The 16550-nt window shown below is 72.9% G+C and carries 16 protein-coding genes; 12 read left to right on the top strand and 4 right to left on the bottom strand.

What is annotated here, in order from left to right; translation table 11 throughout:
- Positions 1-13: 13 nt before the first annotated feature.
- Entirely contained in the window at positions 14-895 is an 882-nt protein-coding gene (locus C4V41_RS44675; protein ID WP_103962113.1) for a LysR family transcriptional regulator, read from the top strand.
- Here the strand turns inward: C4V41_RS44675 and C4V41_RS44670 are convergent.
- A complete protein-coding gene (locus tag C4V41_RS44670) occupies positions 826-2445 on the bottom strand; it encodes a long-chain-fatty-acid--CoA ligase (protein ID WP_235030770.1) in 1620 nt (539 codons plus the stop codon). The genes C4V41_RS44675 and C4V41_RS44670 overlap by 70 nt on opposite strands.
- A gap of 98 nt (positions 2446-2543) precedes the next feature.
- Entirely contained in the window at positions 2544-3437 is an 894-nt protein-coding gene (locus C4V41_RS44665; protein ID WP_103962111.1) for a LysR family transcriptional regulator, read from the bottom strand.
- A 147-nt stretch (positions 3438-3584) separates the two neighbouring features.
- Between C4V41_RS44665 and C4V41_RS44660 the strand changes: the two genes are divergently transcribed.
- From C4V41_RS44660 to C4V41_RS44610, 11 genes are read left to right on the top strand one after another with little or no spacing between them, the layout of a single operon-like run.
- Positions 3585-4349 (top strand): crotonase/enoyl-CoA hydratase family protein, encoded by a 765-nt coding sequence (locus C4V41_RS44660; RefSeq protein WP_103962110.1) that lies wholly within the window; start codon positions 3585-3587, stop codon positions 4347-4349.
- Positions 4346-5500, top strand: a complete 1155-nt coding sequence (locus C4V41_RS44655) for a CaiB/BaiF CoA transferase family protein (protein WP_200824652.1) — start codon at positions 4346-4348, stop codon at positions 5498-5500. Before C4V41_RS44660 ends, C4V41_RS44655 begins: the two co-directional genes overlap by 4 nt.
- The gene (locus C4V41_RS44650) at positions 5497-7128 is read left to right on the top strand and encodes a class I adenylate-forming enzyme family protein (RefSeq protein WP_200824651.1); all 1632 of its coding nucleotides are present in this window, start codon (positions 5497-5499) and stop codon (positions 7126-7128) included. Before C4V41_RS44655 ends, C4V41_RS44650 begins: the two co-directional genes overlap by 4 nt.
- A 3-nt stretch (positions 7129-7131) precedes the next feature.
- Entirely contained in the window at positions 7132-8280 is a 1149-nt protein-coding gene (locus tag C4V41_RS44645; protein WP_103962108.1) for an acyl-CoA dehydrogenase family protein, read from the top strand.
- Positions 8277-9479 carry a CoA transferase gene (locus tag C4V41_RS44640; protein ID WP_103962107.1) on the top strand — a complete coding sequence of 401 codons (1203 nt, stop codon included), beginning with the start codon at positions 8277-8279 and terminating at the stop codon, positions 9477-9479. The genes C4V41_RS44645 and C4V41_RS44640 overlap by 4 nt, the downstream gene beginning before the upstream one ends.
- On the top strand, positions 9476-10294 hold the full coding sequence (locus C4V41_RS44635) for an HpcH/HpaI aldolase/citrate lyase family protein (RefSeq protein ID WP_103962106.1): 819 nt from the start codon (positions 9476-9478) through the stop codon (positions 10292-10294). The genes C4V41_RS44640 and C4V41_RS44635 overlap by 4 nt, the downstream gene beginning before the upstream one ends.
- Positions 10291-11445, top strand: a complete 1155-nt coding sequence (locus C4V41_RS44630; RefSeq protein ID WP_103962105.1) for an acyl-CoA dehydrogenase family protein — start codon at positions 10291-10293, stop codon at positions 11443-11445. The genes C4V41_RS44635 and C4V41_RS44630 overlap by 4 nt, the downstream gene beginning before the upstream one ends.
- 9 nt (positions 11446-11454) lie before the next feature.
- Positions 11455-12183 carry a 3-oxoacyl-ACP reductase FabG gene (gene fabG, locus C4V41_RS44625; protein WP_103962104.1) on the top strand — a complete coding sequence of 243 codons (729 nt, stop codon included), beginning with the start codon at positions 11455-11457 and terminating at the stop codon, positions 12181-12183.
- The gene (locus C4V41_RS44620; protein WP_103962103.1) at positions 12180-13040 is read left to right on the top strand and encodes an FAS1-like dehydratase domain-containing protein; all 861 of its coding nucleotides are present in this window, start codon (positions 12180-12182) and stop codon (positions 13038-13040) included. Before fabG ends, C4V41_RS44620 begins: the two co-directional genes overlap by 4 nt.
- Positions 13033-14220 (top strand): acetyl-CoA C-acetyltransferase, encoded by a 1188-nt coding sequence (locus C4V41_RS44615; RefSeq protein WP_103962102.1) that lies wholly within the window; start codon positions 13033-13035, stop codon positions 14218-14220. The genes C4V41_RS44620 and C4V41_RS44615 overlap by 8 nt, the downstream gene beginning before the upstream one ends.
- Positions 14217-14615 carry a hotdog family protein gene (locus C4V41_RS44610; protein ID WP_103962101.1) on the top strand — a complete coding sequence of 133 codons (399 nt, stop codon included), beginning with the start codon at positions 14217-14219 and terminating at the stop codon, positions 14613-14615. Before C4V41_RS44615 ends, C4V41_RS44610 begins: the two co-directional genes overlap by 4 nt.
- Before the next feature lie 5 nt (positions 14616-14620).
- Here C4V41_RS44610 and C4V41_RS44605 read toward each other — a convergent pair whose 3' ends face one another.
- Positions 14621-15382 (bottom strand): crotonase/enoyl-CoA hydratase family protein, encoded by a 762-nt coding sequence (locus tag C4V41_RS44605; RefSeq protein WP_103962100.1) that lies wholly within the window; start codon positions 15380-15382, stop codon positions 14621-14623.
- Positions 15383-15401: 19 nt separating this feature from the next.
- Positions 15402-16550, bottom strand: coding sequence for an acyl-CoA dehydrogenase family protein (locus C4V41_RS44600; protein WP_103962099.1), 1149 nt, complete (start codon positions 16548-16550; stop codon positions 15402-15404).

Here is a 16550-nt window from a genome sequence, read left to right as displayed (position 1 = left end):
ATACAGTCAGGCCGTGGACCTGCACCAGATCAAGTACTTCCTGGCGGTCGTCGACCACAACGGCATCAACGCCGCGGCGACCGTGCTCGACGTCGCCCAGCCCACGATCTCGCAGGCCGTCCAGGGGCTGGAGCGCGAGCTCGGCGTCCCGCTCTTCCACCGGATCCGCCGCGGCATGGTGCTCACCTCGGCCGGGCACAGCCTGGTCGGGCCCGCGCGCCGCATCCTGCGCGACGTCGTCGCCGCGGAGGGCTCGCTCGTCGACGCGGCCGGGCGGCCCCGGGGGCGGCTGGACGTCTTCGCCATGCCCGCCCTGTCCGCGGATCCGGTGGCCCGCCTGGCCGGCACCTTCCGCAGGGAGTTCCCGAAGGTCTCCATCCGCATCGGGGACCTGCGCGACGAGACGATGGCGGCCTCCCTGATCAGGGAGGGACACTGCGAGATCGTGTTCTGCCATCTGCCCGCGAAGGACTGCGCGGGCCTGAAGGTACGCGAGCTCGGGGTGCAGGAATACTGGCTCGTCCTGCCTCCCGGCTCCGCGCCGCCGCCGGATCCGCTGCCGCTCGCCGAGCTGCCGGACATGCCGCACGTGACCGTACCGCAGGGCAGCTCCCTGGCGGTCGGCGAGATCGAGCAGGCGATCGCGGCCGCGGGCCGGGCCGTCAGACCGGCCGTCGTGGTGGAGCACCGCGAGGCGCGGCTGCCGTTCGTGCTCGCCGGGGTGGGCGCCACATTCCTCGAACGGTCGATGGCCGAGGCCGCCGCGGCCCGGGGGGCCGTGGTCCGCTCATTGGAACCGCGGATCAGCCGGGCGTACGGGCTGGTCTACGACCCCGAGGCGCTCTCACCGGCGGGCCGGGCGTTCGTCGGCGTGGCCGAGGCGGCCGGCCCGTAGGCCTGGCGCAGCTCGTGCTTGCGCACCTTCCCGCTCGCGTTACGCGGCAGCTCGGCGACCACGGCGACACGCCGCGGCACCTTGTACGCCGCCAGCCGCCCCCGGCACCACTCACCGACCTCCTCAGCGGTCAGCGAACCGGCCGTGGAGGTGGGCACCACGATGGCCAGCGGCGTTTCGCCCCACCGCTCGTCCGGCACGCCCACCACGGCCACCTCGGCCACCCCCGGATGCGCGGCGATGGCCTCCTCCACCTCGGCGGAGTAGATGTTCTCACCACCCGAGATGATCATGTCCTTGAGACGGTCGACCACGTAGATGTAGCCGTCCTCGTCCTGGCGCACGAGATCACCGGAGTGGAACCAGCCGCCAGCGAAGGCCGCCGCGGTCTCGGCCGGCTTGTTCCAGTAGCCCGTCATGATCGTCGGCCCCCGGTAGACGATCTCCCCGATCTCGCCCCGCGGCACGTCGTTCATCTGCTCGTCCACGATCCGCACCTCGACGTTGACCAGCGGGGTCCCCACCGACCCGATCTTGCGGAGCGCGTCCTCACCGAGAAGCACGGTCGACACCGCACTCGATTCCGTCTGCCCGAACACGCTCAGCAACCGGGCACCGGGAAACGTCTCGATCATCAGGTGCAGCAACGCCTTCGTCGCGGGCGCGGCGCCCCACGAGATGAGCCGCAGGGCGGACAGATCCCGGTCCGCGATCCCCGGGACGTCACAGACCGCCTGCCACTGGGCGGGGACGAGGAAGCAGTAGCCGATACGTTCGCGTTCGAGCAGCTCCACGGTCCCCGCCGGGTCGAACCGGCCCGACCTGGCGATCACCGTCCGCCCGCCGACCATGACGCTGGACAGCAGCGCGGCCAGGCCGCCGATGTGGAACAGCGGGGTGCTGATCAGCCACACCCGGCAGTCGCTCGGCACACCGATGTGGGCGAACCTGCTCATGGTCTGGACGGCCAGGTTGTAGTGCGTGAGCACCGCGCCCTTGGGGCGCCCGGTCGTGCCGGAGGTGTACATGACGAAGGCGGGCGCGTGGAGGTCGACCGCCACCCCGGGATCCGTTTCGGGCGCGGCGCGCAGCGCGTCGTCATAGCGTTCCATGCCGGCGACCGGTACGGAGTCCGCCCCCGTCACCAGGCAGTGCCGCACCGTCGGCACGTCCTTCCACGCCCGGGCGAACGTGGCGGCCAGCCCGGACTCGACGACGGCCACCACGGCCCCGCTGTCGGCCAGCTGGTAGGCCACCTCGTCGGCGTGCAGCCGGAAGTTCACCGGCACGCAGATGGCCCCCAGCCTGGCGCAGGCGAAGAAGACCTCCGCCATCTCCAGGCCGTTGTACGTCATCACCACGACCCGCTCGCCCGGCCCCGCCCCGCGCGCCCCAAGGGCATGAGCCAGCCGGTTGACCCGCACGTCCAGCTCACCGTACGTGCGATCCACCCCGTCCATGCGCAGCGCCACGGCGCCGGGGACGGAGCGGGCGTGCCGGGCGAGCTGGTCGCTGATCGTCATCCCCGAGTAGACCGGTGGCGGGTTCACGTCTTCTCCTTCGCATCCGGGTGACACGCTGCTGAGAGTCGACCATCACAGCGGGCGCGGCGCAAAGAGCGAACGCCGCATCGTCCGATAGGCCGAACCTATGAGAGGCGGTCCCGGCTCATCTCCGCCGCCACGTCCAGGAACGCCGTGGCCGCGGGGGAGAGCGGTCCCGGCCGGAACACCAGCCGCACCGTCCGCCGGACCGGCGGCGACGTGGACCGTACGACCACGTCGCGCAGCTCCGTCTCGGCGATGCGCCGGGGGAGGAACGTGGCGCCCGCGCCGTGCGTGACCAGGTCCCAGATCGCCTGCCGGTGCGCGCATTCGACGGCCACGAAAGCGCCGGCCTGCCCGAGGATACCGTCGATGGCGGGGTCGATGGCGGCCCGGCCGCCCGCCTGCGAGGACTCCAGGACCAGGGGAACGCCGGCGATCGCCGTGAGCGGGACGGGGTCGGGCAGCGTGGCGGCCAGGTCGGGTGGGAGGACGAGGACGATCTCCTCCTCCCAGAGCTCGCGGGTGCGCACCATGTCGCTCTTCACCGGAAAGTCCGTCAGCCCCAGCTCGGCCTCGCCCTGGCGGACCTGGCTCAGAATCCCGGACGAGCTGCCCGGATCGCGTACGGTGACCAGAATGCCCGGATGCCGCCGGTGTAAGGCGCTGGTCAGCCGCGGCAGCGGGTCGGCGGACAACGCCGACAGCACGGCGATCTCCAGCCGCCCGGTGACCAGATCCCGGACCGCGTGCACGCGCCGCTTGGCGGCCTCGATGTCGGCCAGGATCTGCCGCGCCGGCCCGACGAACGCACGGCCGTCGGTGGTCAGGGTGAGCCCGCGGCCGGACCGGTCGAACAACTGGGCGCCGAGCTGGCGTTCGAGGCTGCGGATCGCCAGGGACAGCGACGGCTGCGCGAGGTAGAGCGCCCGGGCGGCCTTGGTGACGCCGCCGTGGTCGACGACCGCTACGAAGTACGCCACGAGTCGCAGGTCCATGGCCTGAACTCTACTCATAGGCATCGCCGATAGATCCAATCGCACCTTGGTCTTTGCGCGTACGGGCGCGGTGATGATGCAGTCGGGGTACGCCGGGACACCCACCACACCAGGAGCACGATGACAACGGGAAGCAGCTCGACCGCCGTGGGCGACGACGTGCTGGTGCGCCACGAGTCGCGCGTCGCGGTGATCACCATCAACCGGCCGCACGCCAAGAACGCCGTCACCCGGGCGGTGTCCGAGGGCATCGCCGCCGCGCTCGACGAGCTCGACCGGCGCGACGACCTCTCCGTCGGCGTTCTCACCGGGGCCGGCGGCTCCTTCTGCGCGGGGATGGACCTGAAGGGGTTCCTGCGCGGCGAGCGGCCGAGCATCGAGGGCCGGGGATTCGCGGGCCTCACCGAGGCGCCGCCCAGGAAGCCGCTGATCGCGGCGGTCGAGGGGTACGCGCTCGCGGGCGGCTGCGAGATCGTCCTCGCGTGCGATCTCGTGGTGGCGGCGCGGACGGCGAAGTTCGGCATCCCGGAGGTCAAGCGGGGGCTGGTGGCCGCCGCCGGCGGTCTGCTGCGCCTGCCGCATCGCGTACCCCGGCAGATCGCGATGGAGCTCGCGCTGACCGGCGACCTCGTCACGGCGGCTCGGGCGTACGAGATCGGCCTGGTCAACCGGCTCACCGAGGACGGCGAGGCGCTGGACGCGGCGCTCGGGCTCGCCGCCCGCATCGCGGAGAACGGCCCGCTCGCCATCCTCGCCACCAAGCGGGTGATCGAGGAGCACGAGCAGTGGCCGGAGGCGGAGCGGTTCGCCCGCCAGCGCCGGATCATCGAGCCCGTCTTCGCCTCGGAGGACGCCAAGGAAGGCGCCCGCGCCTTCGCCGAGAAGCGCCGTCCGGAATGGCAGGGCCGATGACCGGCCGCGAACCCGGCGAGGGGCCCCTTGCCGGAGTGCGCGTCGTCGAGCTGGGCGGCATCGGCCCCGTCCCCTTCGCCGCGATGATGCTGGCCGACCTGGGCGCGGAGGTGATCCGCGTGCACCGCCCCGCCGATCGGGACACGCGCCCCAACCCGGTGCTCGACCGCGGACGCCGCTCGCTGGTCGCCGACCTGAAGAACCCCCGTGGCGCCGCCGTCGTGCGGGCCGTGATCGACACGGCGGACGCGGTGCTGGAGGGCTTCCGGCCCGGCGTGGCCGAGCGGCTGGGGTTCGATCCCGCGATGCTGGCCGAGCGCAACCCGCGACTGGTGTACGGCCGCATGACCGGCTTCGGCCAGGACGGCCCGCTGGCGGCGCGGGCCGGCCACGACATCAACTACATCGCCCTCTCCGGCGCGCTGGCCGCGATCGGCCGCCCCGATCACCCGCCCACACCCCCGCTCAACCTGGTCGGCGACTTCGGCGGCGGCGGCATGCTGCTGGCACTCGGCGTGCTGGCCGCGGTGCTGAACGCGCGCACGTCCGGACGCGGCCAGGTCGTGGACGCGGCGATGGTGGAGGGCTCGGGCCTGCTGATGGCGATGATCTACGGCCGATACGCCCAGGGCGCCTGGACCATCGAGCGCGGCGCGAACGTGCTCGACGGCGGCGCCCCCTTCTACGACACCTACGAGTGCGCCGACGGACGGCACGTGGCCGTGGGCGCCATCGAACCCGCCTTCTTCGCCCGGCTGGCCGACGTCCTCGGCGTCGCCGATGAGATCGACCTCGCCGCCCAGCGGGACCCGGACACGTGGCCGGCGACGCGGGAGACGTTCGCCAAGGCGTTCATGAACGCCACCCGCGACGAGTGGGCGGAGCGCTTCGCCGACGTCGACGCCTGCGTGACACCGGTCCTGACCATGGACGAGGTCGTCACGCACCCCCACAACGCCGCCCGGGGCAGCTTCACCGCCGACGCGTCGGGCGCGATCCACCCCGCGCCCGCGCCCCGGTTCGCCGGCACCCCCTGCGGCGGCCCGGCGGCCGCGCCGGTCCCGGGCCGGGACACCCGCGCGATCCTCGCCGAACTGGGGCATACCTCCGAGGAGATCGAGAGTCTTCTCGTGGAGGGGGCGGTGCGGTGAACGCGTACTGGCCGGCGGGAATGCCGGTCTCGCTCGACTACCCCGAGTTGACCGTGGGGGAACTGCTCACCACCGCGGCGCGCCTGCACGGCGACCGGACGGCCGTCATCGACGGGCCGGAGCGGCTCACCTTCACTCAGCTCCACGCGCGGGCGGTCGCGTTCGCGCACGCCGCCCGCGACGCCGGCGTGCGTGACGGCGACGCCGTCCTGCTCCACCTGCCCAACAGCGTCTGGTTCCTGGCCGGCTACTACGGAGCGCTGCTCGCCGGCGCGACCGTGGTGCTGGCCGACCCCCGGCAGCCGGCCCCGGCCCTGCGTGCCCAGCTGCTCGACAGCGGCGCGGTCCTCACCGCCAGCCACCCCGACCACGTCGCCACCCTGCGGGCCGCCGCGCCGGAGAGCGCCCTGCGCACTATCGTGCTCGTCCCGCCTGTCGCCGACGTCATCACGGGCCAGGCCACGGCCCCCGAGACCGCCGTCACCCCGGACGACGTGGCCCACATCGCCTACACGGGCGGCACCACCGGAGAGCCGAAGGGCGTGCGGGTCCTGCACCGCAACGTCGTCGCCAACGTCACCCAGATGACCGCCTGGCGCGCCGCCCACCTGCTCACCACCGACGACGGCGTCCCCCGGCTGCGCCCGATCCCCGGCCTGCACGATGCGGGAGTGAGCCCGGGAAACGCGGTCACGGTGTCGGTGGCGCCCCTGTTCCACGCGCACGCGCTCATCAACGTGAACTTCCTGCTGCTGTGCGGCACCACCATCGTGCTGCCAGGCCGCTTCCACCCGGAGCGCCTCCTGACGGCCATCGAAGACCACCGCGCCACCTACGTCACCGGCAGCCCGGCGATGTGGCACGCGCTGCTCGACAGCCCCGGCCTCGGCATCCGGGACCTGTCCTCGGTCCAGGTGATCTCCTCGGGCGCCGCCCCGATGGACCCGGCCACCCTGCGCGCGCTCGCCGCCGCCTTCCCCAACGCGATCATCAGCGAGGGGTACGGCCTCACCGAGGCGACCTGCCTGGTCACCGCCGCACCCCTGCTGCGCGGCGCCCGCCGCAAACCGGGCAGCGCCGGCCTGCCGATCTTCGACACCACGGTGCAGATCCGCTCGCCCGGCGACGGCGCGGCCGTACTCGGCCCGGACGAGCCCGGCGAACTCTGGGTACGCGGCCCGCAGGTCACGGCCGGCTACCTGAACCGGCCGGCGGACACCGCCGGGCAGTTCGCCGGCGGCTGGCTGCGCACCGGCGACCTCGGCCGCATCGACGAGGAGGGCTTCGTCTTCATCACCGGCCGGGCCAAGGACATGCTCATCTACAAGGGCTACAACGTCTACCCGCGCGAGCTGGAGGACATCCTGCACGCCCATCCCGACGTGGGCGCGGCCGCGGTCGTCGCCCGTCCCGTGCCGGAGGTGGGGGAGGAGCCGGTCGCATTCGTCGTGCCGCGGCGGGGCGCGGACGTCGACCCGGAGGCGGTCATGGCGTTCGTCGCCGAGCGCGTGCTGCCGTACAAGAAGGTCCGGGAAGTTCACGTCGTCGGCGCGCTGCCCACCTCGCCCGCCGGAAAGATCCTCAAGGCCGAGCTGCGCGCCCGGCTCGCTACGATCATCAGGAGCTGAACAGTGGAGACCGAAGCGTTCCAGGCGGTGCTGGCCGCCGTGCGCACCTTCGTACGCAAGGAGGTCGTGCCCGCGGAAGACGTCATCGAGCAGACCGACGAGATCCCCGAGGCCATCCGCGCCAAGGCGGCCGGCATGGGGCTGTTCGGCTTCGCGCTGCCGGAGGAGCACGGCGGGCTCGGGTTCACCATGACCGAGGACGTGCGACTGGCGATGGAGCTCGGCTACACCACGCCGGCCTTCCGCTCGATGGTCGGCACCAACAACGGCATCGCCGGCCAGGTGCTGGTCAACTTCGGCACCGACGAACAGCGGCGGCGGCACCTGCCCGAGCTGGCCGCCGGCACCAAGATCGCGTCGTTCGCGCTGACCGAGTCCGAGGCCGGCTCGGACCCGAGCGGGCTGCGGACCCGGGCGGTCCGGGCCGAGGGAGGCTACCGGATCACCGGCCAGAAACGCTTCATCACCAACGCCGACCGGGCCGACCTGTTCATGGTCTTCGCCAGGACCAACGCCGACACCGAGGGGACCAAGGGCATCTCGGTCTTCGTGGTCGAGTCCGGCGCGGAAGGACTGCGGGTCGGCCCCAAGGACGAGAAGATGGGCCAGCGCGGCGCGCACACCGCGGAGGTCTTTCTCGACGACGTCTTCGTGCCCGAGTCCGCGCTGGTCGGCGGGGTCGAGGGCGAGGGCTTCGCGGCCGCCATGCGCTCGCTGGCACGTGGCCGGCTGCACATCGCGGCGATCTGCGTCGGGCTCGCCCAGCGGCTGGTCGAGGAGAGCGTCGCCCACGCGGCGGCCAGCCGGCAGGGCGGGCGTCCCATCGCGGAGTTCCAGCAGGTGCAGGCGATGCTCGCGGAGTCGCAGACCGAGCTCATGGCCGGGCGGGCGATGGTGATGGAGGCGGCGCGCGCCTACGACGACGGCGGCGACCGGCGCATGGCGCCCTCGTGCGCGAAATTGTTCTGCTCGGAGATGGTCGGCCGGGTGGCCGACCGCGCCGTCCAGATCCACGGCGGCCTGGGCTACATGCGGTCGGTCCCGGTCGAGCGGTTCTACCGCGACGCCCGCCTGTTCCGGCTGTACGAGGGCACGAGCGAGGTGCAGAAGGTCATCATCGCCAAGCAGTTGCTCAAGGGGGCGCACCGGTGACCCGGCCGCTGCGGGGCCTGCGGATCGTCGAGATCTCCAGCTACGTGGCGACGCCGCTCAGCGGGATGACCCTCGCGCAGCTCGGCGCGGACGTGATCCGGGTCGAGCCGATCGGCGGGGCGGTGGACCGTACACGTGCGCCGCTGGCCGAGAGCGGGACGAGCCTGTACTGGTCCGGGCTGAACAAGGGCAAGCGCGCCATCGAGGTGGACCTGTCCGCCGAGCAGGGCCGCCGGCTCGCCGCCGACCTGGTCGTCGGCGGTGGCGGGATCGTGATCGCCAACACCGGCCGCTACCCGGAGCTGACCTTCGAGGCGTTGCGGGCACGCCGCCCCGACGTGATCCACGTGCTGCTCACCGGCCGCCGCGACGGCGGGGCCGCGGTCGACTACACCGTCCAGGCGGCGACCGGATTCCCGCTGCTCACCGGCCCGGAGAACGCCTCCGGCCCGATCAACACCGTGGTGCCCGCCTGGGACGTCGCCGCCGGGCTCTACCTGGCCGCCGGCCTGCTCGCCGCCGAACGGGACCGCCTGCTCACGGGGGAGGGGCGGCAGGTGCGGGTCGCGCTGGAGGACGTCGCCCTGGCGACCGCGGGCAACCTCGGCTACCTGGCCGAGGCGCAATTGAGCGGCCCTTCGCGGGAACGCGACGGCAACCACGTCTACGGCACGTTCGGCCGCGACTTCGGCACCGCCGACGGCGGGCGGCTGATGATCGTGGCGCTCACCGCCCGCCACTGGCGCGACCTCCTGGCCGCCACCGGCCTCACCGAGGTGGTGTCCGCGCTGGGCACCGCGCTCGGGGCCGACCTGGCGGAGGAGTCGCAGCGTTTCCGGCACCGCAAGGTGCTCGGTGACCTGGTCGCGGGCTGGTTCGAGACGCGGACGCTCGCCGAGGCCGAAGAGGCTCTGCGCTCCACGAGCGTGCTGTGGTCGAGGTACCGCAACCTCGCCGAGCTGGCCGAACTGCTGCCCGGAATGCCGCTGATGGGGGAGATCCGGCAGCCCGGGGTGGGCACGCACTGGGCGCCCGGATCGCCCGTGGTGATCGACGGCGAGCAGTCACCCCCGCTCCCGGCCCCGCCGGTGGGCCGCGACACCGACGAGGTGCTCCGGAACGAGCTGGGACTGTCCGACGACGACCTGGCGGCGCTGCGCAAGAACGGCGTCATCCGGACGACCGAGGACGCGGGATGACGCCGCTCGCCCATCGTGTACGCGACGCGCGTACCCTCCTGTTCGTCCCCGGCGACCGCCCGGAGCGCTTCGCCAAGGCCCACGCCGCGGCGCCCGGCCTCGTCGTCCTCGACCTGGAGGACGCGGTGCCCGCCGGGCACAAGCCCGAGGCCCGTGAGCACGTGGCCGCCTGGCTGGCCGCCGGCCACACGTGCGCGGTGCGGATCAATCCGCCCGGCACCCCCTGGCACGACGCGGACGTGTGGGCGATCGCCGGGTTCGCGTGCGCGGTCATGGTGCCCAAGGCCGAGGACACCGCCGCGCTGCGGGGCCTGGCCGGCCGCCTCACCTGCCTGATCGCCCTGATCGAGACCGCCGCCGGCGTGATCGGGGCGCCCGCCATCGCCGCCGTGCCCGGAGTGGAGCGGCTCGCGTTCGGCGCCTTCGACCTGGCCGCGCAGCTCGGCGTCGCCCCGGACGACCGAACGGCCCTGGCCGCGGCGCGCGCCGCCCTGGTGCTCGCCTCCGCCGCCGCGGGCCTCGCCCCGCCGGTGGACGGCGTGACCGGCGACGTACGGAACCCGGAGCCGGTACGCGACGACGCCCGCCACGCCCGCCGGCTCGGCTTCACCGGGAAGTTGTGCGTCCACCCGAACCAGGTCCCCGTCGCCGAGGAGGCCCTGCGCCCCGGCGACGACGAGGTGCGCTGGGCCCGATCGATCGTCGAAGGCGCGGGCGGCGGCGTCGCCGTCATCGACGGGCACATGGTGGACAAACCCGTGGCCGACCGCGCCCACCGGATCCTGCGAACAGAACGAAGCGGAGAGCGATCATGAGCGCACTGACCGAGGACGAACGGGAGATCGTCGCCCTGGCCGGCGAATTCGTCGACGAGCGGGTGCGACCCCGGGTTCGGGACTACGAGTCCGTGGACGCCTACCCCGCCGAGTTCATCGAGGAGATGAAGAAGCTCGGCTTCTTCGGCCTGCTCGCCCCCGCCGAGCACGGCGGCGTGGATGTGAGCACCGAGTGCTTCGCCCGGGTGACCGAGGAGCTGGCCCGCGGCTGGATGAGCCTGGCCGGCGCCATCGGCGGGCACTCGGTGATCACCTACCTGATTCGTACGTTCGGCACCCCTGACCAGCGCGAACGCTACCTTCCCGGCATGGCCGACGGCACGATCAGGGCGGCGATGGCGCTCACCGAGCCCGGCGGCGGCAGCGACCTGCAGGCGATGCGCACGCACGCCCGCCGGGACGGCGGCGACCTGGTGATCACCGGGTCGAAGACCTGGATCACCAACGCCCGCCACTCCGGCCTCCTCGGCCTGCTCTGCCTGACCGACCCGGACGCGAAGCCGGCGCACCGGGGCATGAGCGTGCTCCTCGTCGAGCCCGGCGACGGCCTGACCGTCTCCAAGAACCTGCCCAAGCTCGGCTACCGCGGCGTCGAGTCCTGCGAGCTCGTCTTCGACGAGATGCGGGTCCCCGCCTCCGCCGTGCTCGGCGGCGAGCCGGACCAGGGCTGGACGCACATGATGCGCGGCCTGGAGGTCGGCAGGATCCAGGTCGCCGCCCGCGCGGTCGGCGTCGCCCAGGCCGCGCTCGACGACGCGGTGCGGTACGCGCAGGAACGCGAGTCGTTCGGCAAGCCGATCTGGAGACACCAGTCGGTGGGCAACCTGCTGGCCGACATGGCGACCAAGGTCCAGGCGGCCCGGCTGCTGACCTCGGACGCCGCCCGCCGGCTCGACGAGGGCGCCCGCGCCGACATGGAGGCCGGCATGGCCAAGCTGTTCGCCTCCGAGGCCGCCATGCAGGTGGCGCTGGACGCGATGCGCGTGCACGGCGGCTACGGCTACTCCAAGGAGTTCGACGTCGAGCGCTACTTCCGGGACGCCCCGCTGATGATCCTCGGCGAGGGCACCAACGAGATCCAGCGCAACGTCATCGCGGCCCAGCTGATCGCCCGCAACCCCATCACCTGAGGGAACAAGATGCTGCTCAACGGCAAGACCGCGGTCGTCACCGGCGCCGCCCAGGGCATCGGGCTCGCCATCGCGGAGCTCTTCGCCGGCCACGGAGCCCGGGTCGTCATCGGCGACCTCAACCTGGAGGCCGCCGAAGCCGCGGCCGAGAAGCTCGGCCCCGCCCGGGCGGCCCGGTGCGACGTCACCCGCGCCGCCGACGTGGACGCCCTGATCGCGACGGCGCTGGAGGCGTTCGGCTCGCTGGACGTCATGGTCAACAACGCCGGGATCACCCGGGACGCGACCCTGCGCACGATGACCGAGGAGCAGTTCGACCAGGTCATCGACGTGCACCTCAAGGGCACCTGGAACGGCACCCGCAAGGCCGCCGCCGTCATGCGCGAGCAGAAGAGCGGCGCGATCGTGAACATCTCCTCCCTGTCGGGGAAGGTCGGCATGGTCGGCCAGACCAACTACTCCGCCGCCAAGGCCGGCATCGTCGGCCTGTCCAAGGCCGCCGCCAAGGAGCTGGCCCACCACGGCGTGCGGGTCAACGCCATCCAGCCGGGCCTGATCCGCTCGGCCATGACCGAGGCGATGCCGCGGAAGGCGTGGGACCAGAAGCTGGCCGAGATCCCGATGGGACGGGCGGGCGAGGTGCACGAGGTCGCCTCGGTGGCCCTGTTCCTGGCCTGCGACCTGTCCTCGTACATGACCGGCACCGTGCTCGAAGTCACCGGCGGACGGTTCATGTGAGCTGGCGACCGCACACCGTCGTCACGACCGAGACGGTCGACCCCCAGCCCGTGGTGGCCCTGTCGGCGCTGTTCGACGACGGCACGCCCGCGATCGGCCCGGGAGACGTCCTCCCGCCGCTGTGGCACTGGCTCGCCCTGGCCCGCTGGCCCCGCTCGTCCGCGCTCGGCGCCGACGGCCACCCGGCGCGCGGGTCGTTCCTGCCGCCGGTGGAGCTGCCGCGCCGGATGTTCGCCGGTGGCGAGGTCGTCTTCCACGCCCCGCTCACGGTCGGCGGCACGGTCCGCCGCGAGGCGCGCGTGGAGTCGGTCACCGAGAAGTCCGGCCGCTCGGGCCTCCTCGTCGTCGTGACCGTCGTCACCAGCCTGTACGACGAGCACGACAAGCTCGCGATCGAGGAACGCCAGGACCTCATCTACCGGGACGCCGGACCCGCCGCGTCTCCCTTCCCAGACCCGCCGGACGCGACCCCCGCCGGAGCGCCCTTCACCCGAGTGGGGGAGTGGGCGTGGCGTTTCGCCACGGATCCGACCCTTCTGATGCGCTTCAGCGCGGCGACCGCGAACCCCCATCGCATCCACTACGACTGGCCGTACGCCACCCGCGTCGAGGGCTACCCCGGCCTGGTCGTGCACGGCCCCCTGATGACGCTCGCCCTCGCGGAGGTGCTCCGCCTCGAAGGACACCAGGGCGGGGTCGTCCGCGTGCGGCACCGGAACCGGGGACCCCTGTTCTGCGGCCAGAGCGCCGAACTCCGGCGCGTCGAGGACCCCCCGCTCACTCTGGGCGTGTACGGCGCCGACTCCGAGCCCCGCAGCACCTTGACGATCGAACTGGAAGGGGCCGGCCATGCGTGAGGCGGTCATCTGCGAGCCCGTCCGCACCCCGATAGGCCGCTACGGCGGGATGTTCAGGAGCCTGACGGCGGCCGACCTCGGCGTCATCGCGCTCAAGGGCCTCATCGAGCGCACCGGCCTGGCGCCGGACGCGATCGAGGACGTCGTCCTGGGCCACTGCAACGCCAGCAGCGAGGCCCCCGCGATCGGCCGCGTCGTCGCGCTCGACGCCGGCCTGCCCGCCCACGTGCCCGGCCTCCACCTCGACCGCCGGTGCGGCTCGGGCCTGCAGGCCGTCATCCACGCCGCCATGCAGGTGCAGACCGGGGTCCACGAGGTCGTCGTCGCGGGCGGCACGGAGAGCATGAGCAACGCCACGTTCTACTCCACCGACATGCGATGGGGCGCGCGGAACGGCGTCACCGTGCACGACAGCCTCGTACGCGCCCGGCAGACCGCCGGCGGGCGCGGCCACCCGATCCCCGGCGGCATGATCGAGACGGCCGAGAACCTGCGCCGCGCGTACGCGATCTCGCGCCGCGAACAGGACGAACTGGCCCTCCTGTCCCACCAGCGCGCGGTCAAGGCCCAGGCCGGCGGCGTCCTGGCGGAGGAGATCATCCCCACCGGGAGCGGCGACGCCGACGAGCATCCCCGCGCCGACACCTCCGTGGAGTCCCTGTCCAGGCTCAAGCCGCTGCTCCTCGGCTCCGACCCGGACGCGACCGTCACGGCGGGCAACGCCAGCGGGCAGAACGACGCCGCCGCCATGTGCCTCGTCACCACCCCCGAGGCCGCCGACCGGCTCGGCCTGCGACCGCTGGTCCGCCTGGTGTCCTGGGCCGTGGCCGGCGTCGCGCCGGAAACCATGGGCATCGGCCCGGTGCCCGCCACCGCGGCCGCCCTGGGCCGGGCCGGCCTCTCGCTGGCCGACATGGACCTCATCGAGCTCAACGAGGCGTTCGCGGCCCAGGCGCTGGCGGTCATGAGGGAGTGGAAGTTCGGCGAGAAGGACCTGGAGCGTACGAACGTGCACGGCTCCGGCATCTCGCTCGGCCACCCGGTCGGCGCCACCGGCGTGCGGATGCTGGCGACGCTCTCCCGCGAGCTGTGCCGGCGCGAGGCCAGGTACGGCCTGGAGACCATGTGCATCGGCGGCGGCCAGGGCCTGGCGGCCGTCTTCGAACGGGTGACATCATGACCGCCCGCGTCTTCACGTCCCTGGCGGAGCTGAGGACCGCTCTCGGCGAGCCGCTCGGCCCCAGCGACTGGCTGGTCGTCGGCCAGGAGCGCATCAACGCCTTCACCACCGCCGCGTCCGGCCCCGGATACCTGGCCCTGTCGCTGATCCCGCACTTCGGGAGCCGGCTCTTCCGCCTCGACCTGGGCCGGGCCCGCGTCAACTACGGCCTCAACGAGGCCCGCTTCCCCGCACACGTGACCGCGGGATCACGGGTGCGGGCCTCGGCCACCTTCGCCGATCTACGCGAGACCGCGGCCGGCGCCGCGCTCACCACGCGCTACACCATCGAGCTCGACGGGGCACGGGAACCCGCCTGCGTCGCCGAGACCATCACGCTCGTTCTCGACGCCTGAGCGGGTCAGTGGTCGCGCCAGACGGGTGCCCGCTTCTCGGCGAAGGCGCGGGCGCCCTCCTGCGCGTCGGCGGAGGCCGCCACCTCGGCCCACACCTCCCGCTGCGCCGCGAACGCCGCCTCGTCGGTGTAGGCCACCGACGACGACAGGACCCGCTTCGACATCCGTACCGCGAACGGGGCGTTGGCGGCGATCCTGGCGGCCAGCGCCCGCGCCCCCTCCAGCGCTCCACCGGGCTCGGTCAGCTCGTTGACCAGCCCGTACGCGTGCGCCCGCGTCGCCGTCAACGGATCACCGGTGAGCACGAGCTGCATGGCCAGGTGGTGCGGCAACGCCTTCGCCACCCGCAGCAACCCGCCTCCCACCGCGATCAGCCCTCGCTTGACCTCGGGCAGGCTGAACCGGGCATCGCGGGCCGCGACCACGAGATCGGCCGCCAGCGCCAGCTCGCAACCGCCCGCCGCGGCCCAGCCCTCCACCGCCGCGATCAGCGGCTTCTCCGGCAGCCGCTCGGTGATCCCGGCGAACCCCCGCCCCGGCAGGGCGGGCTTCTCGCCGCGCGCGAACGCCCTCAGATCCATGCCGGAGCAGAACGTGCCACCGGTCCCGGTCAGGATCCCCACCGACAGGTCGGGCCGCGACTCCAGCTCGTCGATCGCCGCCGCGAGCGCCTTCGTCGTCTCCAGGTCCACGGCGTTGCGCGCCGCGGGCCGGTTGATGGTGATGACCGCGACGCCGTCCGCGAACTCGGTCAGCACAGTACTCATCGAGGGGTGCTCCTTCTCGTCAGAGGCCGATGGACTTGGCGATGATGCTCTTCATGACCTCGCTGGTGCCACCGTAGATGCGGGTGACCCGTGCGTCGGCGTACATGCGGGCGATCGGATATTCCAGCACGTATCCGTATCCGCCGTGCAGTTGCAGGCACTTGTCGACGACGCGGGACTGCAGCTCGGTACAGAACAGCTTCACCTTGGCCGCGTCGGCCGCGCTCAGCCGGCCGGCGTCGTGCTCCTGCAGCGCGCGGTCGACCAGCGCCTGGCCCGCCTCCACGTCGGTCGCGCACTCGGCGAGCACGAACTTGGTGTTCTGGAAGCCGGACAGGGGTTGACCGAAGACGTTGCGCCCGTTCACGTAGTCGACGGTGACCTCCAGCGCCGTCGCCGCCGCGGCCTGCGCGTTCACGGCGATGGACAGCCGCTCCTGCGCGAGGTTGTGGCCGAGGTACTCGAACGCCCGGCCCTCCTCGCCCAGCAGGTTCACCACCGGTACGAGAACGTCCTCGAAGGCCAGCTCGGCCGTGTCCTGCGCCTTGAGGCCGAGCTTGTCCAGATTGCGGCCCACCGAGAAGCCGCGCGAGGCCGCCTCGACCACCAGGATGCTCAGCCCGGCCCGCCGGTTGTCCGAAGGCGGGGACGTGCGGGCGACGACGAGCACGAGATCGGCGTTGACGGCGCCGGTGATGAAGGTCTTGGCACCATTGAGCACGTAGTGGTCACCGTCGAGGACGGCGGTGGTGGCGATGCCGGCGAGGTCGGACCCGGTGCCCGGCTCGGTCATCGCGATCGCGGTCATCAGCTCGCCGCCGGCCACCCCCGGCAGCCAGCGCCGCCGCTGCTCCTCGGAGGCGTAGCGCAGCAGGTAGGGGAGCACGATGTCGGTGTGCACCCGCACCGGGCCGAGGCCCAGCCTGGCCCGCGCCAGCTCCTCGTTCACCACGGCGTTGAACCTGAAGCTGCGCTGGCCGCCCCCGCCGTACTCTTCGGGGACCTGCAGGCCGAGAATGCCCAGCCCGCCCAGCAACCGGTAGAAGTCGCGGGGCGGCGCGCCCGCCTTCTCCCACTCGGGGAAGACCGGGACGACCTCGCGGGCCAGGAAGTCGCGGACGGTGGCCCGGAACGCCTCATGGTCGTCGTCGAAGACGGTGCGTCGCAT

The sequence above is a fragment of the Nonomuraea solani genome, from assembly GCF_900108335.1.
GTDB lineage: Bacteria > Actinomycetota > Actinomycetes > Streptosporangiales > Streptosporangiaceae > Nonomuraea > Nonomuraea solani.
The sequence above is the reverse complement of the archived record's forward strand: the minus strand, read 5'-3'. Positions and strand labels throughout refer to the sequence as shown.